The organism is Xanthomonas sp. WHRI 1810A (genome assembly GCF_040202885.1).
GTDB lineage: Bacteria > Pseudomonadota > Gammaproteobacteria > Pseudomonadales > Pseudomonadaceae > Aquipseudomonas.
Genome location: NZ_JBEGED010000005.1, coordinates 172,866 through 199,702 on the forward strand (window position 1 = coordinate 172,866; position 26,837 = coordinate 199,702).

Consider the following 26,837-nt stretch of genomic DNA (forward strand, 5'->3'; position numbering starts at 1 on the left):
CCGCGTAGAAACGGGTGAAGTTGTTAAAGAACGATAAGGCGTTATTGCAGCAGCTTGAGCACCGCCGCCGGCAACTGATTGGCCTGAGCCAGCACCGCTGTGGACGCCTGTTGCAGGGTTTGCTGCTTGGTGAGTTGGGCGGTCTCGGCGGCAAAGTCGACGTCTTCTATACGACCACGAGAGGCGGTGACGTTTTCCACGATGTTGGTGATGTTGGCAATGGTCGACGTCAGGCGGTTCTGCTTGGCGCCCAGCTCAGCGGTAGCAGCAGACACCGTGGCCAACGCCTGATCGATCTGAAGAATGGCCTCGTCTATGTTCTTCGCCGCCACTGCCGACTCCAGCGCCAGTTCTTCCGGCGTAGGTGCCAGTGGATTGGCTCGAGCAAGACCTTCATAGATCCCGGTACCGTCAATCTTCGGCGTGATGTCATCCCCGGTCGTGACGGCCTTGTTACCGACAACCGCCGGAGTTGCCGGGTTACCGCCAGCAGCAGCAACCCCTGCTGTTGCCGTGACAGCCGCGATATCAGCTTTAGCCGTGAACATGGCGGTGGCGGAGAAACTTTGCGTCAGCGCAATATCAATCTGTTCGTCTGGCCCGGTGTTTGCGCCAACATGGAACGTCAGGATACCCGCACTCCCATCGAGCAATTTCAAGTCCTGGCCAAATTTGGTACTGCCCGCAAGACGATTTAACTCGGCGACCTTTTCACCAAACTCTTTGTCCGATGCCGCACGATCACTTGGGCTGTTGTTACCGTTCTTCGCCTGGACTGCCAGTTCCCGCATACGCTGAAGAATGCCTATTGATTGCTGCAGTGCACCCTCCGTTGTTTGAATCAAGGAAATAGCATCATTAGCGTTTCTGGCCGCAACTGTGAGGCCACGAATTTGAGTGGTCAGCCGTGTGGCAATCTGCATGCCCGCCGCGTCGTCCTTGGCACTGTTGATCCGAAGCCCTGAAGACAACCGGGTCATGGATGTACTTAAAGCCTCAGACGCGTTATTCAGATTCTTTTGAACAGACAACGACGCAATATTGGTATTAACGGTTAAAGCCATTTTTAAATCCCTCGTAGTGGAAACGGTTGGCTGTCCGAAACAGGTGACGTCCATGTCTCCCGGAAAACCTACAACTTCGTTATCGACGAGTGAAAAACCGGCTTTAGCCACTGACTGCGCGCTGACCATATGCACCCACTACAACTGTCGGGGATATTCACGCTTAAGTCAGTGTCTGTACTCACTATTAAAAAACTTAAATATTTTTTTGAGAAAAACGCAGTACAACCACACTGTTTAGGAAGTAATAACTTCGTAGTGTAGGAAGAATCTTTAATTAGAATACTTCGGGAAAGTTACTCGGCGAATGTTGGCGGGGCGCGCTGCGGTTCGAGCGCCCCTCCTCGGTCGGTCAGGTCAGGTCAGAAGCGAAAGAAATCTTCGATGATGCGTCGCCGCGATGGCTTCTGAATCAACCCGCCCGCGTCGGCGAACGCGATGCAGCCCGCCGCTACGTCTGTGCTGATCACACTGACGCCTTGGGCGATGAGTGCCTCTTTGCCGATATGACACTCCCCGATCACCGCGCAACCGGGGTAAAGAATCACCCCCTCATCCAGCGTCGGCGCAACGCCATGATTTTTACCGACGGTGACGTTCTGGTAGACCACCAGATACCTTGAATAGCTGGCTTTGGCGAAGACAATGCCGGTGGAATGACCGATGAAAAAAATGTCCGGCATGTTGATTTCGTAGAACAGGTCCAGACCGTTCAGCATTTTGTTAAGTAAAAAAAGCTTGGTCGGCACCTCGGTGTCGCCGCAGTCGCGCCAAATCGTGTTGGAAAGGAAATACAAATACGTGCAGTACTGAGAGGAATGAAGGTAATCAAACTGATCGGGCGCCCAGGTTTTCACCGCATTGATACAGACCTGGAGCCGGACCAGCGCCTCATCCAGATAGCGGTCAATAACCGGTCGTACGTGCTCATCCCGGCCGTCCGGCAACATGTGTGCAATCTGCCGGGTGGTGAATGCCAGCAGTCCATTTCGGCCGAGACCGGTTATGTTTAACGAAGGGTTCATAAACGGTCCTGAATGAGGCCGAACACGGCGATCAGTGGGTCTTCAGCGCTGTCACTGCGCACGTTGCAGCGCCACGACAAATTCTACCTCCAGCCAATCAGCCAACCCGATCCAGTCCTGCCGTTCCTGACAATCCAGAATCGCGCTCAATATCTGGCCCCAGCCCTGCTGTTCGACCATTGGGCGAGCGTTGACCAACGGCATGGCGGAGTCGATCAGCTCGACCATGGCCAGGGCGGCTTCGATGTCGCGGCCCAGGCGAAAGAGCCCCGCGCAACGGCGTGCTTCGGTGATGAGGGCATCGAGGGCGGTCATGGCGCTGTCCAGTCCGGGTCGAAGGCGGTGCCGACGATCAGCGCGCCATCGCGGCTGGTGTTGAAGAACGTCACCTCGGGATGCCGGGCGATGTAGCGCTCCAGCTCGATCAGATAGCCACGGAAGTTGAGCTGGGTCTTGACCTTGTTGCCACGGCCATCGAGCACCCAATGCCGGGACACGCCAGCCTTGGGCCCCAGCTCTCCGTCCTGCCAGCCGGTGTGGGTCTTGTCGCCGGGGAAGGCGAAGTCGGCGCCGAACAGTGTGATGCGGGAGGCGCCCATCTGCACGGCCAGGTCGATGGCCGGATGGATCACGCTGCCACCGACGAACAACTGCGCCCGAGGGATCTGCTGGCGCAGCTGTTCATACAACCCGCTGTTGGAATAGCCGACATACCGAGGCCCTTGCCAGGCGCTGAGGACTTTTTCATCAATCCGCGGCAGGTACACCAGGGTGATGTGGGCGGTGTTTTCCGGCGCCAGGTGCCGCGCGCTGATCAGATGGTCAATGCTGACCACCACATCAGGGTCGATGCCCTGTCTGCGCAAAGGCCCCAAGGCCGTGTCGACACAGACCAACAGCGGCGGCTCAGCGCTGGCCCGCACGGCGCGCAGGCGTGGTAAATGCTGCTCAAGGCTCGGCCCCGTGGCGATGACGAACACCTCTCGCCCCGCTTGCGTGCCGAACAGCTCGCCCACGTCGGGGTCATTCTGTAACAGCGCCCGCCCCTGTTGCAGTGCGTGCCGGTTCGCGGGCGTCTCGGGGTCGAAGCTCTGGTTGGTGAACGCCACGTGCACCTCGCTGATCAGTCGATCGCGAATCCGCGCGCTGCCGTCATCGGCCAGCACCAGCTCGGCGGGCAGCGCAAAAAACGGCAGCTGGATCTCCGTCGCCTCCCCGGCATACGACAGCGTCAGCCGAGGATCGGACAGCCAGTCCTCCTGCTCCAGCAGGGTAAGAACCAGCGCGAACAACGCCCCGTTAAGGATATGGACATGCAGTCGCTCAAGGGTGGGCGCTGCCAACAGCACACGCTGCAGATCGCCCAGTCCGGTGCCGTAGACATGCACCTGCGTCGCATCGGCGGGCAGGCTGTCGGCCTGAAGCTGCGCTTCTTTGATCCGGTCATGGCGGCTGGTGAGCTGGATGCCGGACACCCGCAGGGTCGGGGTCTGGCCTTCCACCAGCTCGGCGTCAACGGCGTCGACCGCCTCGGCCAGCAGGCGCTGCGCGAGTGTCGGCCAGCGTTGCGCGAGGACGGCGTGGTTGCGCTGGAAGATTTCATTCATGACCGCAGTCCGTTCCTTGTGATCGGCGCTTTTTTCAGCGCTTAAAGCAAAACGGCGACCTGAAGATCAGGTCGCCGTTCAGGCCAGCGCGTCAGGTCAGGGACGATAAATGATTGCCGACCCCCAGGACAAGCCTACGCCAAAGCCGCTGATTGCGATGCGCTTCCAGCTGGAATCCAGCACGTGCTTTTCCAGCAGCAAGGGAATGCTCGAAGACACCGTGTTGCCGGTCTCCAGCATGTCCTTCAAGAACTTCTCCGGCTCGCCTTCGAAGCGCCGGGCCACGGCGTCGACAATCGCCGCGCTGCCCTGGTGGATACAGAAGGCGTCGATGTCGTCGGACTTGAGGCCTGATTCTTCCAGCAGCTCGTGCAGGTGCGCCGGGACTTTGAGCAGTGCGAAGTTGAACACCTGACGACCGTTCATGAAGAACACGCCGTTGCTGGTCTTGAGGAATGGCGCGCCGGAACCGTCGGTGCCGAACTTGGCCTTGCCCAGCTGCCAGGGGGCGTCTTCACCCATCCAGGTGGCCGTGGCGGCGTCGCCGAACAGCATGGTGGTGTTGCGGTCTTCGGGGTCGACGATCTTGGAATACGGGTCGGCGGTGACCAGCAAGCCGTTCTTCAGGCCTGCGGCTTCCATGAAGCCCTTGAGCGCGTAGACGCCGTAGACATAACCCGAGCAGCCCAGGGAAATATCGAACGCAGCCACATGGGTCGGCAAGCCCAGTTTGTCCTGGACGATGGCGGCGGTGTGCGGCAGGCCTTCTTCATCGCCGTTCTGCGTGACCACGATCAACGCATCGATGGACTCACGCTTGAGCTGCGGGTTGTTGGCGAACAGCTTGTTGACGGCCTCGACGCACAGATCGGAGGTCTCCTGAGTGTCATCTTTGCGTGGCAGAAAAGCGGAACCGATCTTGCCGAGGATGAATTCATCATCCTTTCCGAATTTGGCACCCTGCGCGTAATTGTCAACGCCGGTTGCTGGCACATAACTCGCTATGCTTTTGATGCCAATCATCATGGCTTCCCAATAAAAAACTGCTGAACATCACCGCAAACAGAAAGGTGCGGCATTGAAATCAGGGGCTTGCGGCCGAAAAAAAAGGCAATGGCAGCAGTGCGGGGCTTCCAGAAAGTCTCTGAAATCAACCCGATGCCTGCATCCCCCGGTGCACGATACAGTGAAGATGCGCGTTATGACCCATAGGTCACCAAAAGTTTTACAAGCTTTTAGCTGAGCGGTCAGCGCTGCGCAAGGCCAGATTGTGCGCCAGACAGGCAATTGACATGAAGAGGTCACGTATTTGTGTCGCGCACGTGGAGCCCTGCCGATAGCACGGGTTACTCAAGCCCTTCCCAGCTCAGCGGTGTGCCGCGCCTGAGTGCCGTTCGAGCCTTGCGCCCCAGCACGGCGTCGATGTGTTTGGGCGCAAGACCAAGCCCCGGACGGATGGCCCGCACGTTGTCGGTGGTCAGGGTCTCGCCCGGCGCAATGTCCCTGACCACGTACAGCGAGCGGCGGAACACCAGGGATTTCTGCTCGGCCGCCGTGGCGCCGTAGTGCACCTGACCCAGGGCCTGCCAGGCGCGCTCGGTCTCGATCACCAGGCTGGCCAGTTCGGCAGGTTCCAGGGAGAAGCTTGCATCAACCCCGCCGTCGGCGCGGTCCAGGGTGAAGTGTTTTTCGATGACCGTGGCCCCCATCGCCACCGCCGCCACGGACACGCCAACGCCCATGGTGTGATCGGACAGCCCGACCTGACAGCCGAACAGCTCGCGCAAATGGGCGATGGTGCGGATATGGCTATTAAGAGGAGACGCCGGATAGGTGCTGGTGCACTTGAGCAACACCAGGTCCGTGCAGCCGGCATCGCGGGCCGCGCGCACACTGTCGTCGAGTTCGGCGATGCTGGCCATGCCGGTGGAGATGATCATCGGCTTGCCGGTGGCGGCCACACGACGAATCAGCGGAATGTCGGTGTTTTCAAAACTGGCGATCTTGTACGCCGGCACGTCGAGGCTTTCGAGGAAGTCCACGGCGGTCTCGTCGAACGGCGTGGAGAACGCCAGCATGCCCAGCGCCCTCGCCCGCTCGAAGATCGGCGCGTGCCATTCCCACGGCGTGTGGGCCTTTTCGTACAGCGAATACAACGACGACCCGGCCCACAGGCTGTCGGGGTCCTTGATGAAGAATTCACCCTCGGCGATGTCCAGGGTCATGGTATCGGCGGTGTAGGTTTGCAGTTTCAGTGCGTGGGCACCGGCCTTGGCGGCGGCGTCGACAATGCGCAGCGCCTGATCCAGCGACTGGTTGTGGTTGCCGCTCATTTCAGCGATGACGAACGGCGGGGCGTCGGCGCCCACCGTGCGTGAACCGATCTTGAAACTATTCATCATTGATCACTCGCTGAAAATGCTGCTCGGCCTGCACGTAGCCGGCCTTTTTGAAAAGGGTGACGGACACTTCATTCCCGGCCATGACCCGGGCTTCGATCATTCGCACGTCCGGCCAGTGCTGGCGCAGGTAGCGCTCGCCACTGTCCAGCAGCACCCTGCCCCAGCCCATGCCCGCCTGGCCCTGCAGCAGATAAATGGAGACCTCGGCGCGCTCGCCTTCCCGATCGTAACGCAAGACGCCGACGGGGCCCTGGCCGGTGTCGGCGATCAGCAGCAGACGCTGGGCATTGATCAGGCTCTGATTGAACCAGCGTAGGTGGCTGTCCCACTCGATCAGCTCGCCGTTGAACGCCCAGCGCCGCACGGATTCGGCATTGCGTCCCTCGAACAGCAGGGTGGCGTCTTCGTCGGTGGCCGGGCGCAAGGCCAGCACCGGGGCCATCAACGCCGTGGCGACGCGCTGGGCACCCAGGCCGTCGACCCACTTGCACGAACGGCTGGCGAAGCTTTGGCGCAGCTCGCGGTTGGCGCACATCACGGCAATGGCGTCGATCAGGCGCTGAGGTTCCAGCTGTTCATGGGGGCCCAGGTACAGATGCCCGCCGGCCTGCGCCATCAGCTGCGCGTTGAGCTGCTGATTGTTGGCCACCGACACACAGATCGTCGGCAACCCCAGCGCCGCGCGCTCCCACGTCGTACCGCCGCCAGCGCCGATGAACAGATCCGCCTGGCGCAGCAGGCTGAAGAAATCGCTGACCAGGGTGTGCAGGCGCCAGTTCGGACGGCGGGCGGTCAGTGCACGCATCGCCTCCCAATCGGGGTTGTGCAGACCGGCGACGAAATCGATTTCCAGCGCGTCGAACCCCTCCAGCGCGAGCATCGCAGCGTGCACCTGGCGCGCGGCATCGAACCCGCCGAAATTGACCACCACCCGCTTGACCTGCGGTCGAATCTCGACGGGCGTGCAGTGAAAAGGCTCGCGCAGCAAGGCAAAGCGCGGCCCGAGCAAGGTGCGGCAGGCGGCGCCGACCCAGGGCGAATAGGCCTGATCCAGTGCCTGCGCCGAGTAATTCTGATCCAGCAAAAGGTCCACGGCATGGGGCCGATTGGCCAGGTCGTCAATCGCCATCAGGTGGTCGGCAAACCGTCGTGCGGCAGTTTCCCATCGGGCGTCTAGGCCGTAGTGATCGACGATCAGCCAGTCGAACCCCACGTCTTCTGTTAACACTGCAGCCAGCGCGTCGATGTCTGCCTGCCACGGCAGCAGCGCTTCGATGTCAGCGCCCTGCTCGTCGCCCTGCTCATCTGGATAGGCGCCCGGCAAAGCGTGAGCGACAAACCCCTGCCCCTGAAGCCGCTGCAACAAGTGACCCGTCAACTGCCGACAGGCGAACACCACCTCGGCGCCGTTCTTGCGCAGCACCTCGGCCAGTGTTACGCAGCGGGCGATGTGCCCGCTGCCGATGGCGACCGACGCGTCGGCCCGGATCAGCACCCTCACGCCTCCAACTCCCCGCCGGCCTTGAGCGCGGCGTACAGGTATTCGGCGCGCAGCCAGTCCTCTTCGGTGTCGATGTCCTGCACCAGATGCCGAGGCAGGATCACCGGCAGGCTGCGGGGCGAAAAAATCACATCGCCGCGCAACCAGGCCTGCGAGCGGCCCCAATAGAACTGCCCGGCGTCCTGATACGCCGCGGGCAAATCCTGAGAACGCACGTCGCGGTATTCGGGGTGCATCGGCGCCAGCGCACCGCTTTCATCAACCAGCAAGGCGCGCTGCACCGGAAAGCCAAAGCTGCACACCGAGAACGCATACGAGGCATCTGGCGACGCAGTGAGCGCCGCATGCCCCAGGCGCAGAAAGCGGGTTTGAAGCAGCGGCGCGGTGGCGTAAATGCAGCACACCAGATCGAATGACTGATCCAGCGCCGCGATGGCGTGGCTGATCACGGCAGCGGTGCCGGTGAAGGCATCGGCCAGTCCAGCCGGGCGCATGAAGGGCACGTCGGCACCGTGCTCACGGGCAACGCGGGCAATGTCCTCGTCATCGGTGCTGACCACGACCCGGTCGAACAGGCCACTGTTCAGCGCGGCGCGGATCGACCACACGATGATCGGCTCACCGTTGAACAGCTTCAGGTTCTTGCGCGGGATGCGTTGACTGCCGCCACGGGCCGGGATGATCGCCACGGCGTTCACAGCAGCAACCGCTTGAGCTGCCCGATCACTTCATCTTGTTGCGCGTCGGTCAATGCCGGGTACATCGGCAGGCTGATGGCCTGGCCGTAATAGGCCTCGGTTTCGGGAAAATCACCCGGCTGGAAACCCAGCGCGCGGTAATACGGCTGAAGGTGCACGGGAATGTAATGCAGGTTGACGCCGATGCCGGCCGCGCGCAGGGCTTCAAACACCTGGCGATGGCTGATCGTCAGCCGCTCGGTCTGCACCCGGACCACGTACAGGTGCCAGGCGGATTCGGCCTCGGGCTGCGCGGTTGGGAGCGTCAGGGGCAGATCCGCCAGGGCTGCCTGATAACGCGCCACCAGCTCGCGGCGTCGCGCCAGGAAGCCATCGAGTTTGTTCAGCTGCGACAGACCCAGCGCCGCCTGAATGTCGGTGATGCGGTAGTTGAAACCCAGCTCCCGCTGTTCGTAATACCAGGGACCGTGGCTGGCCTCGGTCATCTGCGCCGGGTCGCGGGTCATGCCGTGGCTGCGCAGCGAACGCAAGCGCGCGGCCAGTTCGGGGCGGTTGGTCAGCACCAGTCCGCCCTCCCCGGTGGTGATGATTTTCACCGGATGAAAACTGAACACGGTCATGGCGGCGAATTCACAGCAGCCCACCGGTCGCCCGGCGTAGGACGCACCGACGGCATGGGAGGCGTCTTCGATGATCGCGAAACCATAGCGCTCGGCCAGCGCGGCCATGGCCCGCAGGTCGCAGCTCTGGCCGGAAAACGCCACCGCCACCAGCACTTTTGGCAATCGACCGGCCTGCTCGGCACGTTCGAGTTTGTGCCCGAGGGCCACGGCATCGAGGTTCCAGGTCAGCGGATCGATGTCGACGAAATCCACGTCGGCGCCGCAATAACGCGCGCAGTTGGCCGAGGCAACGAAGGTGTTGGGGCTGGTCCACAGCAGGTCGCCCGGCCCCAGGTCCAGGGCCAGACACGCGATGTGCAGCGCCGCCGTGGCATTGCACACCGCCACGCCAAAACCTGCCTCGCAGCGCGCCGCCATGGCGGTTTCAAAGCGCTCAATGCTCGGGCCCTGGGTCAGCCAGTCAGATTCGAGCACCTGCACCACGGCGTCGATGTCAGCCTGATCGATGCTCTGGCGGCCGTAAGGAATCATGGGGCGATGTCGGCGTGCAGTTCGCCGATCTGGCGCACGGACAGGAAATCCGGGTTGGTGTCGGAGCGGTATTCGAAATCGTCCGCCACCGCCTTGCCCTGAGCGCCGCTGGCGTCGAGGCTGAAATCGGCGTCGACGTTGTTGAAGCGGATCGACGGCACGATGGTGTAGTGATCGTCGAATTCCAGGGTCATGCGCGCGTCGTCCTGAGGCACCATCAGTTCGTGCAGCTTCTCGCCGGGACGAATGCCCACCAGCTTGTGGGGCAAATCGGCGGCCATGGCCTGGGCCAGGTCGACGATGCGCACCGACGGAATCTTGGGCACGAACACTTCGCCGCCGTGCATGCGGGCGAAGCTCTGCAGCACAAAATCCACCCCGTGATCAAGGGTGATCCAGAAGCGGGTCATGCGCGCATCGGTGATGGGCAACTCGGTGGCGCCGCCGGCGATCAGCTTGTTGAAAAACGGCACGATGGAGCCACGGGAACCGGCGACATTGCCGTAGCGCACCACCGCAAAACGGGTCTGCTCTTCGCCGGCGATGTTGTTGGCCGCCACGAACAGCTTGTCGGACAGCAGCTTGGTGGCGCCGTACAGGTTGATCGGGCTGGCAGCCTTGTCGGTGGACAACGCAATGACTTTGGCGACGCCGTTGGCCAGCGCTGCGGAAATAATGTTTTCCGCGCCGTTGACGTTGGTGCGGATAAATTCGGTTGGGTTGTACTCGGCGGCCGGCACATGCTTGAGCGCTGCCGCGTGCACCACGTAATCGATGCCGCGCATGCCTTGATGCAGGCGCTCGGCATCGCGCACATCACCCAGAAAGTAGCGCATGCACGGGGCGTTGAATTCCTGCTGCATCTCGTATTGCTTGAGCTCGTCGCGGGAGAACACCACCACGCGCTTGGGCTGGTAGCGCTCAAGCAACGTGCGGATGAACATCCGCCCAAACGAGCCGGTCGCGCCGGAGATGAAAACTGATTTGCCGTTGAACATGGCTGTGTCCTTTATCGTCGACCTTAAGCCAGCAACTGCGCCCAGTTCACACTGGAGGCGTTGCCGAGGGTGAATCCTTTTCCGCTCAGGGCCAGGTTCTTGTTGTACGCCAGGTCATGCCCGAACGCGCCCGCCCATTTTTCCTGGAGCGCGGCCAACGCCACCGGCGCCTGGGGCAGCGTGCCGGGATGGACCACCAGCACCTGCGGTGTCCACACCGTCAGGTAACCGGCCTGACCGATTTTCAGGCACAGGTCCACGTCGCTTAAGGCCCCGGCAAAATGTTCGGTGTCCAGACCGCCGACTTCGTCGTAAAGCGCCTTGCGCACCATCATGCACGCGCCTGAAACCGCCGAGTAATTCTGCTCGACGCTCAAACGTTGCAAGTAACCGGCTGCGTCCTTGTGGTCGCCGACGAACGCCGATCCAACCCCGCCGTTCATGCCCAGGATCAGACCGGCACCGGTGACGATGCCGGTCGCGTCGACAAACTTGGCCCCGACCACACCGACTTCGGGCCGCTGCGCATGGTTGAGCAGCGACTCGATCCAGTTCGCGTTCACCACCTGTGCCTCGCCCGATAGCAGGACCAGGTAGTCGCCTGCGGCTTCACTGCAGGCTTGATTGATCAATTGAGTTCCGTTCAACGGCGCCTCGGCGCGTATGACCCTGACGCGGCCCTGCTCCTGATGTCCGAGCCACATCTCGACTTCCGGCGACTGGCTGTGGCTGTCCACCAACAATACTTCGTAGTGACTGTAGCGAGTCCGCAATAGCACGCTCGCCAGGCAGCGCTGCAACGTTTCCAGGTTGTCACCGCTGCTCAGGACGATCGATACCAGCGGTCGATCGCTGTGTCGATAATCGATGCGCCACGTGCCGGGCCGCACAGCATCGACCTGTGCCTTGTAGCCCCGCGCGGTCAAGTGACGTGTGAGGGCCTTGCGTTCGTGAGCGTTTTCCTCTGGCAGCGGTGCCTCGCAGATCAGCAATGGCTCGTCCAGATGCGCCAACCAGTCGAGGCCGCCTTTCTCGATCAACCGCATCACCAGCTCGAACTCCAGCGCTTGCGCGAAATCTTTCGAGTAGCCGCCCGCGTCCACCAACACATCGCGACGCACCAGCCAGTGACGCGCCATTTGCGCCGGATGACTCTGTAACAAATCCAGGTTCAGGCCCGGTCGCATGACATGGCTCAACGCGCCACCGGGCTGGCGCTGAATTTCGTCGGCATAGACAGCTCGACACTGCGGCGCCGCCTGCAATTCGAGGCTGGCGCGCAAAAGCCCGGCGCCGGTGAACTGATCGCCGGCCTCGGCCAGCAGCAACCAGTCGCAGCGAGACTGCTGCGCGACCTGGTTGAGTTTGTCGATGTAGTTGGTCTTGCTCACCTTGACGAAGTGCAGCGTGTTTTGCGCGGAGGTCGCCGTGGGGGGTTCACCGGTGGTGAAGACCACCACTTTGAACGACTTGCAGTAGCCCTCCACCAGGCTGTCGAGGGTGGATTGCAACTTGTCCATGTCCTCTTCCAGGTCCAGCAGGAAAATGCCGAATACCGGTCCCCCGCCCTGGGCCTGGAGATGATGATTGATGGCCGACAGTTCATCCGCTGACGGCTGGCGCGCCTGCATCCAGTCCAGCAGTCGCCCTGACGGCATCTGCGCGAACCGCTCGCGATAGTCCTGCTTTCTGACCGCATTGATCCGCGCCAGCCACGCCGTCAATTGTTCGACTTCGCTGGCCTGCTCGTCCTCGGTCATCACTGCGGCAAGCCTTGAGATCACGTGCGGATTGAAGATATTGAGGGCCATCGCCTCCCACAGACGATTGGCGATGGTTTCATCGCTGTCGTTGCCATGCAGGCGCAGCAGGTTTTCCTGACGTGTCCAGATGCCCTCCAGTTGTTGCAACTGCAGCTTTCCGGCCGGCATGGCGTGAATCAGAAATTCGAGCTGCGTGAGGACATCGAAAAAGGGCTGGTTGTAAAACGGCATTTCGACGAACTGGTGCGGGCCGAACATTCGTCGCACCGGGGTGAAGACCTCGTCCCAATGCGATGTAAAAATAGGTTTGAGCGTCAGCGATCGCTGCTCGATCAGACAGGTTCTGAGCGCCGCATAACCTGAATGCACCAACTGCTCCAGCGCGTCGCGTTCCAGCCCTGGAAACGGCGTTTCCAGTCCGCCCAGAAATTCGGCGAAGCGCTGGCGTTCGGCGACTGCCGGCGCTGACGGATCGCAGATTTTCTGCAGGATGTCGGTTTGGTGGTCCGAGGCGATATAGTTCGCCTCACGCACCACATAGGGAATGGGCAGGATCCGGGCCTTGCCGCGCGCCAGCAGATAAAAGGCGTGACCGAATTCCTGAAGTTCAAATCCGGTGTGTTCCGGTAACGCTGCATACCAGTCCTGCAGGATCTGCGTGCGTGTCACCGCATAAAATGGCGGAATGTACTGATCCAGGTAGCTCAGAACGCGATCGGGAGCATCAGACGAGAAGTCTTCGCAGACTTTCTTGTCCCGGCGCATGTACTCGACCTGGTTGCCGTAGCTCAGATACATCAGGCAGTAACCGTGGCACAGACTGTAGTCGGGATTCCCGGCCAGGAAATTGACCGATTCGACCAGTGCGTCGTGCATCAGGAAGTCGTCATCGGGCGCAAACGTCATGTAGGGCGTGGTGACAAGGCCGACACCGTGACTCACCTTTTCCTGCAGACCCAGATAGGCAAACTGCGGCAGGTGGTGATAGTCCACGTTCGAGAAACTCACCTCGACGTCATTCGTCTGTTGCGACGAGTCGAGGACCAATACCCGGCATGGCAGCGTGCTGTAATACTGCAATGTGCGCTGCAGGAACGCAGGCCTGTTATGGGTAATCACCACGACGGTGAGTTGATCGTTGAGCGGCAAGTTATTTTCAGAACCCTGAATACTGTGCATAGCGCTTCCTAAAACTGTGTCTATCGCCAAAAAGCTGAAACCTGTTTACCGACCTTGCCGCGCCTGTACGCACTCAGCGGTCGTCCCTTCACCGTGTCGATTTGCCGAGGGCTGAGCCGCCTGATCTCTGATCATGCGCAGACGGCGATCGCTGCCCCAGAACGCCATGGGCTCATAAGTGGGATAACCGTAGTGCCCAAGGTTCAGCGTCAGCGTCGCATTGCGCTCCCGAACGCGTTGCTCCACCAGCGCCCTGACCGAGACAGGCTTGCCGCTGCAACAATTGATAACGCCACCAGACTGCGGACGTTCAAGCAGATCGACCAGATACCCGGCGGCGGTCTCAATCGGTAGATAGTCGCGCAACTGATCCCCGGCGGACATGTTGAAGGACGCGGCCTGTTCGTCGATCGCCCGATCCAGGCTGGCGAGCAGGCTGTTGGGGTTCTGCCCGGGGCCATGCAGGTAAAACAGGCGCGGCCACTGCAACGTGAAGGGATGCTGGGTGCGCAACGTCTCCAGAAACAATCGCAGCGTGTGTTTGGCCAGACCGTAGGGGTTGTCGGGACAGGCCGCCATGTCCTCAGTCAATTCGCCGTTCTGCATGCCGTACTCAAAACAGGTGCCGGTCACCAGCACATGGGCGATCCCTGCCTGTACCGCCCGCTTGATGAACGCGTAGTCTGCCGGCAGGTTGTGCTCGATATGAAACAGCGCCCGATAGTCGGGCAAACCCGGCCAGGCGAGATGGGCCATAGCGTCAACGCCTTCGGTCAGCGCGCCAATATCGAGATGGAGGTCATGCACATCGGCCACCACAAATTCGACCTGCTCGAACCAAGGCAGGGTCATGGCGGTTTCCAGGTTTCGCGCCACGGCTCGCACCTGATACCCCCGCGCCAGCAAGGCGCTGACCAGATGCCGACCGACAAAGCCGGTCGCACCGGTAACCAGTATTTTTGAAGGGCTCACAGCACGATCAACTCAGGCACGGCGATCACGAAACGACCGCCCCAGTCACGCACCTGCGCCTGCTGCTCGCTGACTTCCTTGAGCAGGTTCCATGGCAGCACGAGCACGTAATCCGGTTGTTCTTCGGCCAGACGTTCGGGTCCGACCACCGGGATCCGGCTGCCGGGCAAGAACTTGCCCTGCTTGTGCGGATTGGCATCAGCGACCCAGGCCAGCAGATCAGCGCTGATCCCGGCGTAATTGAGCAGCGTGTTGCCCTTGGCCGCTGCGCCATAACCGACCACCCGCTTGCCGTCGGCCTTGGCCTTGAGCAGGAAGCTGAGCAATAGATGCTTGATGCGCTCGGCGGCTGGAGCCAGCGTGGTGTAGAACGCCCGGGTCTTGACCCCGGCCGTCAGCTCCTTGTCCAGCATCTGCGCGACGGCCGGACGAAGCGGCTGCACGCCATCGTCGCGCTGCACGAACACCCGCAACGATCCACCGTGAGTGGTCAACTCGCTGACGTCGAACACCCAAAGCCCGTTGCGCTCGCACAACGTTTTGACGGCGTTGAGCGACAGGTACGAATAGTGCTCGTGATACAGCGTGTCGAACTGGTTGCCGGCCATCAGCGCCAGCAAGTGCGGAAACTCGAATGTGGCCACCCCCGACGGCTTGAGCAAGGTGGCAAAACCGGCCAGGAAGTCGTTGATGTCCGGCACGTGGGCCAGCACGTTATTGGCGACCATCAGGTCCGCCGACCAGCCTTCGTCCCGCAGCTTTCGGGCACTGTCCTTGCCAAAGAACACTTCGCGGATTTCAAGGCCTTTTTCACGCGCAGCTTTCGCCGTGCTGCTGGTCGGTTCCACGCCCAGGCACGGGATATCCCGCGCCGCGACGTACTGCAACAGATAGCCGTCGTTGGCCGCGATTTCCACCACGTGGCTGTCATGATTCAGGCCGAAACGCTCGACCATCTGCGCCACGTACTGCTCGGCGTGGGTCAGCCACGAACTGGAATAGGAGCTGAAATACGCGTAATCGGCATCGAACAGGCTGTCGGCGCTGGTGTAATCGTTGGTTTGCACCAGCCAGCAGTGCTCGCAGACTTCGACCTTGAGCGGCACCCACTGCTCGGCTTGAGTCAATTGCTCAGCTCGCAGGTAGGCGTTGGATGGCGGCGCTGTGCCCAGGTCGATCAGCGGCAGGTTCAGTGGGGCGCCACAGCCACGGCAGTTCATACGCGCACTCCTGCGAAGGCCGAATCAATGAAGGGGTGCCCGGCATCCCGGGCTGACAGATTCTTGACAGGCAGCGGCCAGTCAATGGCCAACCGAGGGTCATGGGGAGACAGGCCGGCTTCATGGTCCGGCGCGTAGTCGGCGCTGTGCAGGTACAGCAGTTCGGCGTCGTCGGTCAGGGTCTGAAAGCCGTGGGCGAAACCGGGCGCAATCAACAGGCTGCGGCCGTCACCCGCCTCCAGGTGCTCGGCGTGCCACTGTAAAAAGGTCGCCGAATCGGGATTCAGATCCACCACCACATCCCACACCGAACCGCGCAGGCAGGTGATGAGTTTGGCTTCGGGCTTGACCGCCGTCTGGTAATGCAACCCGCGCACGCTGCCACGCTCGACGGTCACCGAATGATTGATCTGGCGAATATGAAACGGCTGGCCCCAGGCGCTCAGGCTGCCTTCGCAAAACAGTCGGCTGAACTGCCCGCGCTGATCGGCGTGGCGACGGTGCTGGATACTGAACAAGCCCGCCAGCGGCAAGGCCTGAAGTTGCATGTCAATCATGCGCTCTCCGTGTACAGGGCCAACTGGCCCTGGGTGAAGTCATGCATGTCCTGGCCGTCTTTCCAGGCCAGGTGCCAGTCGAGGGTGTGCTTGAGACACTGTTCGAGGGACCAGCGCGGCTGCCAATCGAGGCGTTGCCGGGCGCGGGTGCTGTCCAGGCGCAATAGCCCGGCCTCGTGCAGGTCGCTGGGTTCCACTTGCAGTCCGGGCGCATGGGGCCAGTGATCGGCCAGGGTTTCCACCACCTCGCCGACGCTGCACATGGCGTGGTCACCGGGGCCGAAATTCCAGGCACCGTCGAAAGCAGGGCCATCGGTGAACAGGTTTTGCGCCAGCAACAGATAACCCGCCAGCGGCTCCAGCGCATGCTGCCAGGGGCGCACGGCCTGTGGATAACGCAGGGTCACCGGCTCGTTCGCCGACCAGGCTTTGAGCACGTCGGGAATCAGCCGCTCAGGGGCGAAATCTCCGCCGCCCAAGACATTACCGGCGCGCGCGGTGGCCAGGGCCAGGCCGTGTTCGGCGTAACGATCCGGATGAAAGAACGACGCGGCGTAGGACTGCGCCAACAGCTCGCAGCAGGCTTTGCTGCTGCTGTAGGGGTCGTGTCCGCCAAGGGGTTCGTTTTCCCGGTACGGCCACAACCATTCCTGATTGGCGTAGACCTTGTCGGTGGTGACCAGTACGCAGGCGCGCACGCCGCCAACCTGGCGAATCGCTTCGAGCAGGTTCAGCGTGCCCATCACATTGCTTGAATAGGTGCCCAGCGGGTCGCGATAACCCTCACGCACCAACGGCTGCGCCGCCAGGTGCAGGACGATCTCAGGCTGGGTGTCTGCGACCAGCGCGAGCAACGCGCCAAGGTCGCGCAGGTCGCCGCGTCGGTCATCCAGGCTGTCGCTCACCCGGGCCAGATCGAACAGGTTCGGGCCGTCGCAGGGGGCCAGGGCAAAACCGGTGACTTCAGCGCCCAGGTTCTTGAGCCACAACGCCAGCCAGCTGCCCTTGAAGCCAGTGTGTCCGGTCAACAGCACGCGCTTGCCCTGCCAGAACGTAGGGTTCACGCCCAGGTTTTCCACGGAGCCTCCCCGCGCTGCCAGAGTTCTTCCAGGTAATTCTTGTCGCGCAGGGTGTCCATGGGGTGCCAGAAACCTTCGTGCTGGAACGCCATCAGTTGGTCGCGCGTCGCCAGTTCAACCAGCGGCTCGTTTTCCCAGGAGGTGCTGTCACGGTCGATCATGGGCAGTACGTCAGGGGACAAGACAAAGAAGCCGCCGTTGATCCAGCCGCCGTCACCGCGAGGTTTTTCCGTGAAACCGAGGACGCGATCACCGTCGCGTTCAAGGGCGCCGTAGCGGCCAGGCGGCTGTACGGCCGTTACCGTGGCGAGCTTGCCGTGCCCGCGATGGAAGTCCACCAAGGCACTGATGTTGAGGTCAGAGACCCCGTCGCCGTAGGTAAAACAGAACGACTCCTCATCACGCACATACTGCGAGGCACGTCGCAGTCGCCCGCCGGTCATGGTGTCATCGCCGGTATCGATCAACGTGACACGCCATGGCTCGCTGTAGTTCTGATGCACGTCCATGCGGTTGTTGCGCATGTCGAACGTCACGTCCGAGGTGTGCAGGAAGTAGTTGGCGAAAAAATCCTTGATCGCGTACCCCTTGTAGCCCAGGCAAATCACGAAGTCGTGAATGCCATGGGCAGAGTACTGCTTCATGATGTGCCAGAGAATTGGCTTGCCGCCGATTTCAATCATCGGCTTGGGCTTGAGGTGCGACTCTTCGCTGATTCGTGTGCCCAGCCCGCCCGCCAATATGACTGCCTTCATCGGTATCCTCTAGTTCCTGCGCAGGATTCAAGCGGCGGCCCTGTTCGATATCGTCAGGTCCGGTCCGTCATGGGTTCGTCTACTGCAGCCACGTGTCGTCAATGCACGATTTATGGCGCTTTGCAGAGAACTTGCAGGAAACGCGCCAGCTCGCAAGACACGAACTGGCGCAGAGGCAGGGGTCAGCTCAATCCGCCAACCAGCCGTTGACCCAGTGCTGCAGGTTGTCGCCCCGCAGCATGAAGTCACGCAACACGGCGTCACGCAACGCATCGCCCTGGCGATAGCTGGCCTCTGGATCCGCCAGGTGGCTGCGGATCGCCTCGAGCCATTCGGCAGTGCTGTTGGAATAGACCCGAGTGCACGGCAGATAGCCTCGGTAGGCTTCGGTGTCGGTGCAAATCACCGGATAACCGCACGCCCCGTACTCAAGGAGTCGCAGGTTGCTTTTGCAGTCGTTGAAGATGTGACGTTCCAATGGCGCGACCGCCAGGTCCAGATTCAGGCTGGCCAGCTTCGCCGGATACAGCGACAGATCGACCACCGGGTGAAATTCGTGAACGTAGGGCCGCAGTGCTTCCGGGCACATCCCGAAGAAGACCCAGTCCACTTCATCTGCCAGCGCCTTGACCACTTCTTCAATGATCTCCAGGTCACCGGTGTGGCTGGTACCGCCTCCCCAGCCGACCCGAGGTTTGCTGGAGGTACGTCGCTTGCTCGTCAATCCGCCCCACCAGTGAGGCGAGAGCATGTTCGGCACCACGCGGATATCGTGATGCATGGCAGACAACGCATCGGCCAGCGGCTGGGTGGACACCACCACGCGGTCGCACAGGCTGATGCCTCGGCGGACCAGGCGTTCCATTTCCAGGCGGTCGGGCATGTTGCGCACATGGGCGTTTTTGCTGGGCACGTGAATCACGTAATCGTCCAGCTCAAAAATACGTCGCGCACGGGAGTAGGTTTTGAGGCCAACGATCTCATCGATCGGACCTTCGCTGTATCGTCCCTGCAGGACAATGATGTCGGGCGATTGGCGTTCGATGTCGATGATGCTGGGCAGGTTGTAGTTAATCACCCCGACGGCCCTGCCCGCCGATTGGAGCTCTATCAACGGCTGCGTGACGCGGTAGTGCCCAATCGCCGAGGCGTTGATCGGCAATGCGAGCACCTTGGGCAGATGAGAGCGGGAGAAAGGGGTCCAGCCCATTTTCAGGCCTGGTTCAAGACTGAAACTGGATCCGCCCAGACTGTTGAGCGCCATGTTGGGGTTATAGGCCGGGTCACGGGCCACCGATGGCAACCAGCGCAGGTAAAACTGCTCTTCTTCCTGCGCATGCTGCCGGCGCGATTCGCCACTCTGTACCAGCGGCGGTTGAGAGCCCAGGGCCAGCAAGGCATGCGGTGTCCAGACCACAAGATGACCGCTCTGACGCACCCGCAGGCACAGATCGACGGTGCTCAGGCTCTGGCCATAGCGTGTTACATCCAGGCCACCCAGGTCGACGAACAGCGCCTTGCGTACCATCAGGCAGTTGCCACTTACGGCGCTCAGGTCATGCACCACCTGCAGCCGTTGCATGTAACCGCTGGCGTTGAGCGATTCACCCCGAAACGGCACCCCTGCAGGCCCGTGCAGGCCGAGGATAAGTCCGCCGCTTACCACCTGCCCGTCCGGGCTGAACATCTTGGGACCGACAATGCCGACTTCCGGCCGCTGAGCCTGGCTCAACAGCTCATCGAGCCAATCCTCATGGGTGATCACCGCGTAGGGATTGAGCAACACCAGATAGTCACCGCGCGCCTGCGCTGCGGCAAAGTTGACCAGCGCCGCGTGAGTGGCGAGCTCGGGCCCCTGCAGAACGCGCAAGCGCGCCCGGTCCAGTTGCCCCATCGCCGCCAGCCACGTGCGCGTTTGCGGATGCTCACTGCCATCGTCGACGATCACCAGCTCGCAGTGCTGATAGCCGGTCTTGCTTAACAGGCCTTCCACGCAGCGCTGCAAGGCCGGCAATTGATCCTTGACGATCAGCACGATGGAAACCAGCGGTTGTGCGTCGTGCACATAATCAATCCGATTGATCAGCGCCAGCCGCTCGCTCGGGTGAATGCGGTGAGCAATGCCGCAGCGCTGCAAATGCGCCTGCACCACGTGAATGTTCTGCTCGGCGACTTCGGCACTGGCCAGCCACTGCGACAGCGGGAACTGCGACTCGACCATGACCTCGCTGATGTGCTCGACGCCCCCGTCGCCCTGGGCTTCAATCATCCGCCAGAGCACATCATGGGGCGCAAGCATGCCGAACGCAGGGTCAAAACCGCCCACCTGCAGCATGGCATCACGATTGAATGCCAGGTTGCGGCCGACATAGGGATAGCCGCGCAGCAGGTCCAGATTGAAATCAGGCTTGAACACGGGCTCGGTTGATTCACCTTCGCTCAACGCGCCTTCGTCGCTGTAGACGCAGTGCAGGTGCTCATTCATGGCCACGCGCTCGGCCAGCATCAGCAATGCGGGCTTGATCAGGCGGTCGCCCGCACGCAACAGATAAATCCACTGAGCATTGTCCAGCTGCGGTAGCAGTTCATTGAGCTGGGAATGGACATCGTCCTGCAGGGGGAGATGAAAGACTCTTTCATCAAGGCGCGACGCCTCGCAATCGCACGACAGGACCAGGGTCAGCTCTGGCGGGTAGAGCTGCGCCTGGAGACTGTCGAGGGTGAGATCGAGGCTGGCCGGGCTGCCGACATCATCGATCACGATCACCACGATGTTCGGCTGCGACGGCCAATGCGCCAGGGTATTGGGCAGCTGGAGTTGCTGGACAGAGGTGAGCGTGCGGCACGCCAGCCATTGGGCGTACAGCTCGGCAAAACTTTCGCTGGCAACGCCTACCCGCCATTGCTGCGTGGTCTGCTTGGTGCCCAGCGCGCGGCTCAGTGGCAACTCTTCCCAGACCCGCTCCGTCGTCTCGTCGCCGGTCATGGGTTGATAGCGAACCCAGCCTTGAGCAGGCGCGGACTCGCCACTGCGCGACTGGAGCATTTGTACCAGCCAGCTGCGCTCGGTATCGGCAGCCTCCTTCACGGCCTGCTGACGGCTCAGGCGGTCCGGGTGCAAGCGCTCGACACTCAGCACGTTGTTGAGCACGATCACATTGCCGCGCCGCATCAGGCAGACATACAGCGCCAGATCGAGCAACGCAGTAAAGCCCTGTCCTGCCTGGGTCAGGGCGGGCAGCAGTTCCAGCAGGTCCTCGCGGCGAAACAGCGCACTGCTCAATCCCCCGACAAAGTTCATCGGGAATGCTTCGAACAGCGCCAACAGATCTTCACCTTTGAACACGGCACTGGTCGGCGCCAGCGCGCTGTTCTCCAGGCGCGTGGGCAACTGCACATCGTTGGCGTCCCAGAACAGCCGTTGCGCCAGCACAAGATTTACGTCCGGATGCCGGTCCAACTGTTCGGCCTGCATCGACACCGAGCCGGCAAACAACTGATCGTCGTCGCACAGGAATTTGAGGTATTCACCCTGGGCCTGGGCCAGGCACTCACGCAAATTGCCAACAAATCCCAACCGATGGGGATTGCGCACATAACGCAGGGCAACGGGGGTGACGGCGGCAAAAGCGTCGACAATCGTCTTGATCTCGTCACCACGAGAATCGTCGCAAACAATGACTTCAATATGGGCGTACTGCTGCGTCAACGCATCCTGCAGCGCCCGCTGAAAGAACTGTGGATTAAAGGCGGGGATGACGATGCTGACCAGAGGCGAAGAATTCACGGGTATGACTCACAAGCGGCGGGCAATTCCCGACGGTGCGGGATCTGGTAACCGCTGATAATAACGGTTGGCGCGCTGCGTTGGCAGTGCCGGGCGATGCCGGCACCGTCAACCGTCCAGGCGATTACAACTTGCTGAACAGGTTCAGCGCGGACAATTGCGTGAACACCAGTTGCGAGGCCTGCAGCATGGTTTTCTGCAACGTCAGACGAGCGATGGCATCCACAGGATCCGAAGCGGTGATGGTACCGGCCTCGGTGGTGCCGTTATCGATGAGCACCTGATTGGTGGTGCCTTGCGTTGAGGCCGTCGCCGCGCGTGCGCCACCATCGCCTACGGCAATGTTGATTTGTTCGCCGGCGCTTTTGAGGTTGCCGATGGCCGAGGTCAACGACGCCTGCAGCTTCTGCTTGGCCACCGGGTCCGCATCTACCGGGGTGTTCAGCGCCGTGATAATCGACGACAAGGTATTGAGCACATTCTGGCTTTGCTGGTTCGACGAACTGGCGGTGAACTGATCCCCCGCAGCAGGTGCGCCACTGAGGTTGAACGTGACGCCGGCCGCTGTGGCCGTGTTGCCGACCACGGTGCCGCTCGACACCGGCTTGCTGGTCGCGGCGTCGTACGGCGCGGCGTACATGTCGAATGCCGTGGCGCTGGTGAATTTGAGAATCGCCCCGCCCGACGGGAAGCTTTCGTTGAGTGCGGTCTGGTTGCTCACCGACGACCCGGTGATCACCGTGGTCGAGGGGTTGGCAGGCAGACGCGCGGTGCTGATGGCGCTGGGCGACACGCCGAGCGAGAACGTATGACCTGCAATGGCGGTATCGGCCTGGGCAGCGTCGGCGTACTGGGCATCGGTCAGGTTAACGTTCAGGCCCACTTCCAGACCGCGAAAGCTGATGCTCTGATTGGAGGCATTGGCAGATGCAAACTTTCCGCCACCGGAGGCTTCGGCGGTGACATCGTTTCCGGAGGCATCGAGGATCTGGTACTGGGTGCTGCTCTGGAACGTGATGCTGTAGGGCGCGCCAGCGGTAAATTTGGCATTGAACGTCGCGTCGGAGGAAACGCTGCCACCGGACAATGAGATGACGTTGTCATTCACGGCAGGCGCGGTCAGCGTCGCCGAGGTACGCGTGGTGTTGACCGCTTTCTCGAACGCGTCCCAGCCGGTGGTGTTGCTGGCCATGGAGATACCGTTGCCGATATCCAGGTTATTGAGGCTCTGGTCGCCCTGGTAGCTGTAGCTGCCATCGGGGTTGACCGCATACGGCGGCGTGGTCGATTTGGAACCGGAGAACAGGTAATTGCCATCGGCGTCCTGGCTGTTCATCAGCCCCAGCACCTGGTCCTGCAACTGCTTGAGTTCCTGGGCGTTGGCCTGGCGGTCCTTGTCGGTGAACGTCGCGTTGCCGGCGCCCAGCGTCAGTTCCTGAGCGCGCTGAATGGCGGCCGTGATGGCGGTGAGCGCCGTCTCGGTCTGCACCACGTTGGTATTGACGGTCTCGATGTTGGATTTGTACTGAAGCAGCATCGAGCCCTGCTGCTGGAGCTCAAGGACGCGCGCCGCGCCGATCGGGTCATCGCCTGCAGTATTGAGTTTGATCTGGGTCGCCACTTCATCGCCGGTCTTGGTGACGTTGGCGTAGGAGCGCTGATAGTTCGATGCACTGGTTTCGTAAAACTGGGCAGTTGAAATACGCATGGATTACGACTCCTTAAAGACTGTTGATCAGCGTGCTGAAAATGGCTTGGGCGGCTTTGATGATCTGCGACGAGGCCGTGTAGTACTGCTGATACTTGATCAGGTTGGCGGCCTCTTCATCCAGGGACACGCCCGACACACCGTCGCGCGCCGCTTTGGCCTGGGTCAGCACGGCGGTGGTGGCCGTAGTGTCATTCTTGGCCTGGCTGGCCTGGGCGCCGACGGTCTGGATCAGGTTCTTGTTCGAATCGCTCAGGCTCATGCCCGTGTTGTTGCCGGCTGCGGTGTCTACGGTCTGCTTGGTTTGCAGCGCCAGCGCGGTGTTGGCGTTGCGGTTGTCCGACGAACCGGCGCCGGTCAGGTCGATGCTGTAGGTATCGGCCGAGGCCGGCGTGCCGGACAGGGTCATGCCGAACTTGTAGGACTGCGCGGCGCCTGCGGAATCGGTGTAGCCCACTTCGAAACTGAGGTCATTGCTTTGACCCGGCACGATATTGCCGGTGATCGCGTTGCCCGACGCATCCTTGACGGCGGCGCCCGTGGCGTCCACCAGCTTGTAGCTTTGCGAGCCGTTGGTGACGTCGCCCATCACCAGCCGGACCGGCATCGAGCCGCTGAGCGCGGTGCGCAAATCAGTCGTGCCCGTGGGGTTGTAGATGTCCGCCACGGTGGTCAGGGTCGGCTGGCCAAACTGGCCGGTGCCTTTGTTGGTGCCGATGCTGCCGGTCAACGGCGCGGCGGCGGCAATGGTCTTGGTGTCGGTCATGACCGTGGTGATGCCCGAAGCACCGGTGCGGGTCGGCGAGACTTTGAAGCTGTCTCCCGCGGCCACGGCAGCGCCGTCCAGTTTCAGGGAGAACCCGTCGATTACCGGAGGCGGCGTTGTACTCAAATCAAAGGCGCCCATGTCCTTGCCGTCCGGCAGGCGCTTGACGCTGTAGCCGGTGGCGCTGGTGAAGGTCACTTTGTAGTCGTTGGTGGTCAGCGCGCCGGTGTTGGCGATGGTCACCGCCAGATTGCCGGAACCTGCGCTGTTGCCCGCTGCGCCGATGCTGCGCTGGATGGTCAGGCTCGGGTCGTTGATACTGTTGAACAGGTTGGCACCGAAGTCGCCGTTGCTGTCCACGCCCTGATTGAGCTGGCTGTTGACCTGATCCGACACCACCAGGGCCAGACGCCCCAGTTCGTTGACGGCCGGTTGCAGCACCTCACTGCGATAACGCAGCAGGCCGCCGATGGTACCGCCGGTGGTCACCGAGGTGATGTCCGAGCTGCCCTGGCCGGAGTTGATCTTGAGTGCGTAGACGCTGGGGTCGGTGTCGCTGGGGCCGGCCGAGATGCTGTTGGCGGTGTTGCCCACCACCAGCGGCTGACCGGAGCCAATGGACACGTCGTAGCTGCCGTTGGTCTCCACGACTTTGGCGCCGACCAGGTCATTGAGCTGACGCACCGCTTCATTGCGCGCATCGAGCATCGAGTTGGGTTCGATACCGCCGCCGCGAGCCGTGGTGATCTGGCCGTTGAGGCTGGCAATGCTCGACGCCAGGGAGTTGACCTGACTGGATAACGACGTGAGCTGGCTGTTGACGCTGGAGTTCTGGCCCTGCATCTGCGCGGAGATGGAATTGAACTGCGCGGACAACGACTGCGCCGACTTGAGGAACGTGGTCCGCGCCGCGCCCGAGGTACCGTCTTTACTCACCGCCTGCAAGCTGGTGAAGAAGTTGGTCAGCACGGTGCTGACGCCGGTGGAGCTGTCGGACAGGATCGAGTCGAGTTTGCTCGCCTGGGTCTGGTACGCCGTGGCGTCGGCGCTGAGGGCGGTGCTCGATTGCAACTGGCTGTCCAGGTAGCTGTTGTAGACCCGGCGCACGTCGGACAGCGTGGTACCGGTGCCGATGAAACCGGCCCCGATGTTCTGCTGTGCACTGGCAACAGTCATGACCTGCTGGCGCGAATAACCGGCGGTATCAACGTTGGCGGTGTTGTTACCGATGGTGTTCATCGCAGCGCTGCTGGCGTACAGCCCTGAAAGACCAATTGAAATCAGTGACATGGTTCAAGCCTTATAAAGTCGTGGAAGAGCCCGATATGGCTGCGTACTGCTGGTCACTCTTCATCTGTTTCGCTATCTGTGAAATCTTGCTCGCGTAGTTCGGGTCCGTGGCATAGCCGGCCTTCTGCAGCTCTTTCACAAACTGTTCCGGGTTATCGGCAGATTTCAGGGTTTCTTGATAGCGATTGTTGTTCTGCAGGAAGCTCACCAGGTCGTGGAAACTGCTGGCGTAGGAGTCGTAGGAACGGAAGTCCGCCGTCTCCTTGACCATCTGCCCGTCACGAAACTCGCTGGTAATCGCCCGCGCTTCAGGCCCTTTCCATCCGCCCTGGGCCTTGATGCCGAACAGGTTGTAGCTGCTGCTGCCGTCTTGTTGACGCATGATCGATTTGCCCCAGCCGGTCTCAAGCGCGGCCTGTGCCACCAGCACGCTCGGGTCGACGCCGATACGCGCGGCGGCTTCCTTGGCCAACGGCAGCATGGTGGCGACGAACTGGTCGTGGCTGGTAAACGCGCTCTTGCCCGGCGCCAGCGGCGGCTGGGCCATGTTGCGGGTGTAAGGGACGGCGGACGCCGCCCGTGACGACGAATCCACTTCCGGCCCGACGGTCCAGTCGCCATTGCCGGCGCTGCCGGTGCTTTTGGCGGCGGCGACAGCGTTGGAAATCGCGATGCGGTTTTTCAGCGTGGTAGCGCCGGCGGCCCCCTCGGTCGCGGCCGTGGCCGCGCTGTTGGGCACGATGCCGGCCATGATCCGGTCCGCCAGTTTGCTTGGCAGGGCCAGACGACGGGAATTGAGTGCCGCCACGTCATTATGCGGGGTCGCCGGGTCCAGCGAGGTGTTGGCCTCCGACGCCACGGAACGCGTTGCCCACAGCGGACGCTGGGCAATGCGCGTGGCCAGACCGGTCTGGGCCACCTCGGTATCGGGTTTTGCCGCACCGGCTTCGGCTGTCGCGGCGGGCACCACGCCCGCCTTGTTTTTCGACAGCTGACGCATCAGCACGTCCTGCAGGCCGATACCGCCTTCGCGGGACATGCTCACCGACAGCTGCTGGTCGTACATGTCCTGATACTGCCGCGTTGCCGCGGTATTCATCGGGTTGTCTTTGGCCAGCACTTCGTTGGCCGAACGCATGGCCTTGAGCATCTGGCTGACGAACAGCGATTCGAATTCCTGCGCAACCTTCTTCAGATTGGCATCGCTGTCGCGGTCGCCTGTCTTCAAAGCGGTCAGGCGATTGAGGTCGGTGTACGCCCCGGAATCACCTGTTGCACTGGTACTCGTTGAACCGCTGCCCGGAATGTTCAT

At 61.6% G+C, this 26,837-nt stretch carries 20 protein-coding genes; all 20 read right to left on the reverse strand.

Translation table 11 applies throughout. From position 1 onward, the window contains the following. Positions 1-41: 41 nt before the first annotated feature. The 20 genes from ABQX22_RS10105 to flgJ all read right to left on the reverse strand — a co-directional run bounded on the left by ABQX22_RS10105 (position 42) and on the right by flgJ (position 26,837). Complete coding sequence (locus ABQX22_RS10105) at positions 42-1,064, reverse strand: flagellin N-terminal helical domain-containing protein (RefSeq protein ID WP_349799016.1); 1,023 nt, start codon at positions 1,062-1,064, stop codon at positions 42-44. Between the two features lie 362 nt (positions 1,065-1,426). Beyond that, on the reverse strand, positions 1,427-2,089 hold the full coding sequence (locus ABQX22_RS10110) for a hypothetical protein (RefSeq protein ID WP_349799018.1): 663 nt from the start codon (positions 2,087-2,089) through the stop codon (positions 1,427-1,429). Between the two features lie 51 nt (positions 2,090-2,140). Next, complete coding sequence (locus tag ABQX22_RS10115; RefSeq protein ID WP_349799020.1) at positions 2,141-2,404, reverse strand: hypothetical protein; 264 nt, start codon at positions 2,402-2,404, stop codon at positions 2,141-2,143. After that, positions 2,401-3,696 (reverse strand): motility associated factor glycosyltransferase family protein, encoded by a 1,296-nt coding sequence (locus ABQX22_RS10120; protein WP_349799022.1) that lies wholly within the window; start codon positions 3,694-3,696, stop codon positions 2,401-2,403. The genes ABQX22_RS10115 and ABQX22_RS10120 overlap by 4 nt, the downstream gene beginning before the upstream one ends. Before the next feature lie 96 nt (positions 3,697-3,792). Continuing rightward, the gene (locus ABQX22_RS10125) at positions 3,793-4,719 is read right to left on the reverse strand and encodes a ketoacyl-ACP synthase III (RefSeq protein ID WP_349799024.1); all 927 of its coding nucleotides are present in this window, start codon (positions 4,717-4,719) and stop codon (positions 3,793-3,795) included. Positions 4,720-5,042: 323 nt separating this feature from the next. Then, the gene (gene pseI, locus ABQX22_RS10130) at positions 5,043-6,098 is read right to left on the reverse strand and encodes a pseudaminic acid synthase (RefSeq protein ID WP_349799026.1); all 1,056 of its coding nucleotides are present in this window, start codon (positions 6,096-6,098) and stop codon (positions 5,043-5,045) included. Next, positions 6,088-7,599 carry a UDP-2,4-diacetamido-2,4,6-trideoxy-beta-L-altropyranose hydrolase gene (gene pseG / locus ABQX22_RS10135; RefSeq protein WP_349799028.1) on the reverse strand — a complete coding sequence of 504 codons (1,512 nt, stop codon included), beginning with the start codon at positions 7,597-7,599 and terminating at the stop codon, positions 6,088-6,090. Before pseG ends, pseI begins: the two co-directional genes overlap by 11 nt. Then, a complete protein-coding gene (gene pseF, locus ABQX22_RS10140) occupies positions 7,596-8,297 on the reverse strand; it encodes a pseudaminic acid cytidylyltransferase (RefSeq protein ID WP_349799030.1) in 702 nt (233 codons plus the stop codon). The genes pseG and pseF overlap by 4 nt, the downstream gene beginning before the upstream one ends. Beyond that, complete coding sequence (gene pseC, locus ABQX22_RS10145; protein ID WP_349799032.1) at positions 8,294-9,451, reverse strand: UDP-4-amino-4,6-dideoxy-N-acetyl-beta-L-altrosamine transaminase; 1,158 nt, start codon at positions 9,449-9,451, stop codon at positions 8,294-8,296. Before pseC ends, pseF begins: the two co-directional genes overlap by 4 nt. Beyond that, positions 9,448-10,449 (reverse strand): UDP-N-acetylglucosamine 4,6-dehydratase (inverting), encoded by a 1,002-nt coding sequence (pseB, locus tag ABQX22_RS10150; protein ID WP_349799034.1) that lies wholly within the window; start codon positions 10,447-10,449, stop codon positions 9,448-9,450. Before pseB ends, pseC begins: the two co-directional genes overlap by 4 nt. 23 nt (positions 10,450-10,472) lie before the next feature. Continuing rightward, positions 10,473-13,391: a TIGR00180 family glycosyltransferase gene (locus ABQX22_RS10155; protein ID WP_349799036.1), complete on the reverse strand. Its 2,919-nt coding sequence runs from the start codon at positions 13,389-13,391 to the stop codon at positions 10,473-10,475. 45 nt (positions 13,392-13,436) lie between these two features. Beyond that, a complete protein-coding gene (locus ABQX22_RS10160; RefSeq protein WP_349799038.1) occupies positions 13,437-14,363 on the reverse strand; it encodes an NAD-dependent epimerase/dehydratase family protein in 927 nt (308 codons plus the stop codon). Continuing rightward, positions 14,360-15,583, reverse strand: a complete 1,224-nt coding sequence (locus tag ABQX22_RS10165; protein ID WP_349799040.1) for a class I SAM-dependent methyltransferase — start codon at positions 15,581-15,583, stop codon at positions 14,360-14,362. The genes ABQX22_RS10160 and ABQX22_RS10165 overlap by 4 nt, the downstream gene beginning before the upstream one ends. Continuing rightward, on the reverse strand, positions 15,580-16,140 hold the full coding sequence (locus ABQX22_RS10170) for a dTDP-4-dehydrorhamnose 3,5-epimerase family protein (protein WP_349799042.1): 561 nt from the start codon (positions 16,138-16,140) through the stop codon (positions 15,580-15,582). Before ABQX22_RS10170 ends, ABQX22_RS10165 begins: the two co-directional genes overlap by 4 nt. Beyond that, the gene (gene rfbG / locus ABQX22_RS10175; RefSeq protein WP_349799044.1) at positions 16,137-17,219 is read right to left on the reverse strand and encodes a CDP-glucose 4,6-dehydratase; all 1,083 of its coding nucleotides are present in this window, start codon (positions 17,217-17,219) and stop codon (positions 16,137-16,139) included. The genes ABQX22_RS10170 and rfbG overlap by 4 nt, the downstream gene beginning before the upstream one ends. Further along, positions 17,201-17,974 carry a glucose-1-phosphate cytidylyltransferase gene (gene rfbF / locus ABQX22_RS10180; RefSeq protein WP_349799045.1) on the reverse strand — a complete coding sequence of 258 codons (774 nt, stop codon included), beginning with the start codon at positions 17,972-17,974 and terminating at the stop codon, positions 17,201-17,203. The genes rfbG and rfbF overlap by 19 nt, the downstream gene beginning before the upstream one ends. Positions 17,975-18,161: 187 nt before the next feature. Further along, complete coding sequence (locus ABQX22_RS10185) at positions 18,162-21,761, reverse strand: glycosyltransferase (protein WP_349799047.1); 3,600 nt, start codon at positions 21,759-21,761, stop codon at positions 18,162-18,164. A gap of 124 nt (positions 21,762-21,885) precedes the next feature. Continuing rightward, on the reverse strand, positions 21,886-23,469 hold the full coding sequence (locus ABQX22_RS10190) for a flagellar hook-associated protein 3 (protein ID WP_349799049.1): 1,584 nt from the start codon (positions 23,467-23,469) through the stop codon (positions 21,886-21,888). A gap of 13 nt (positions 23,470-23,482) precedes the next feature. After that, on the reverse strand, positions 23,483-25,525 hold the full coding sequence (flgK, locus tag ABQX22_RS10195; RefSeq protein ID WP_349799051.1) for a flagellar hook-associated protein FlgK: 2,043 nt from the start codon (positions 25,523-25,525) through the stop codon (positions 23,483-23,485). Positions 25,526-25,535: 10 nt separating this feature from the next. Continuing rightward, complete coding sequence (flgJ, locus tag ABQX22_RS10200; protein WP_349799053.1) at positions 25,536-26,837, reverse strand: flagellar assembly peptidoglycan hydrolase FlgJ; 1,302 nt, start codon at positions 26,835-26,837, stop codon at positions 25,536-25,538.

Bases quoted from the DNA above. Each gene is read 5' to 3' on its own strand.
- ABQX22_RS10165 (WP_349799040.1), bottom strand. From the start codon at position 15,583: ATGAACTGCCGTGGCTGTGGCGCCCCACTGAACCTGCCGCTGATCGAC.
- ABQX22_RS10120 (WP_349799022.1), bottom strand. From the start codon at position 3,696: ATGAATGAAATCTTCCAGCGCAACCACGCCGTCCTCGCGCAACGCTGG.
- ABQX22_RS10110 (WP_349799018.1), bottom strand. From the start codon at position 2,089: ATGAACCCTTCGTTAAACATAACCGGTCTCGGCCGAAATGGACTGCTG.
- pseI (WP_349799026.1), bottom strand. From the start codon at position 6,098: ATGATGAATAGTTTCAAGATCGGTTCACGCACGGTGGGCGCCGACGCC.
- ABQX22_RS10115 (WP_349799020.1), bottom strand. From the start codon at position 2,404: ATGACCGCCCTCGATGCCCTCATCACCGAAGCACGCCGTTGCGCGGGG.
- ABQX22_RS10125 (WP_349799024.1), bottom strand. From the start codon at position 4,719: ATGATTGGCATCAAAAGCATAGCGAGTTATGTGCCAGCAACCGGCGTT.
- flgJ (WP_349799053.1), bottom strand. From the start codon at position 26,837: ATGAACATTCCGGGCAGCGGTTCAACGAGTACCAGTGCAACAGGTGAT.
- flgK (WP_349799051.1), bottom strand. From the start codon at position 25,525: ATGTCACTGATTTCAATTGGTCTTTCAGGGCTGTACGCCAGCAGCGCT.
- ABQX22_RS10105 (WP_349799016.1), bottom strand. From the start codon at position 1,064: ATGGCTTTAACCGTTAATACCAATATTGCGTCGTTGTCTGTTCAAAAG.
- ABQX22_RS10190 (WP_349799049.1), bottom strand. From the start codon at position 23,469: ATGCGTATTTCAACTGCCCAGTTTTACGAAACCAGTGCATCGAACTAT.
- pseC (WP_349799032.1), bottom strand. From the start codon at position 9,451: ATGATTCCTTACGGCCGCCAGAGCATCGATCAGGCTGACATCGACGCC.
- pseB (WP_349799034.1), bottom strand. From the start codon at position 10,449: ATGTTCAACGGCAAATCAGTTTTCATCTCCGGCGCGACCGGCTCGTTT.
- ABQX22_RS10170 (WP_349799042.1), bottom strand. From the start codon at position 16,140: ATGATTGACATGCAACTTCAGGCCTTGCCGCTGGCGGGCTTGTTCAGT.
- rfbF (WP_349799045.1), bottom strand. From the start codon at position 17,974: ATGAAGGCAGTCATATTGGCGGGCGGGCTGGGCACACGAATCAGCGAA.
- ABQX22_RS10155 (WP_349799036.1), bottom strand. From the start codon at position 13,391: ATGCACAGTATTCAGGGTTCTGAAAATAACTTGCCGCTCAACGATCAA.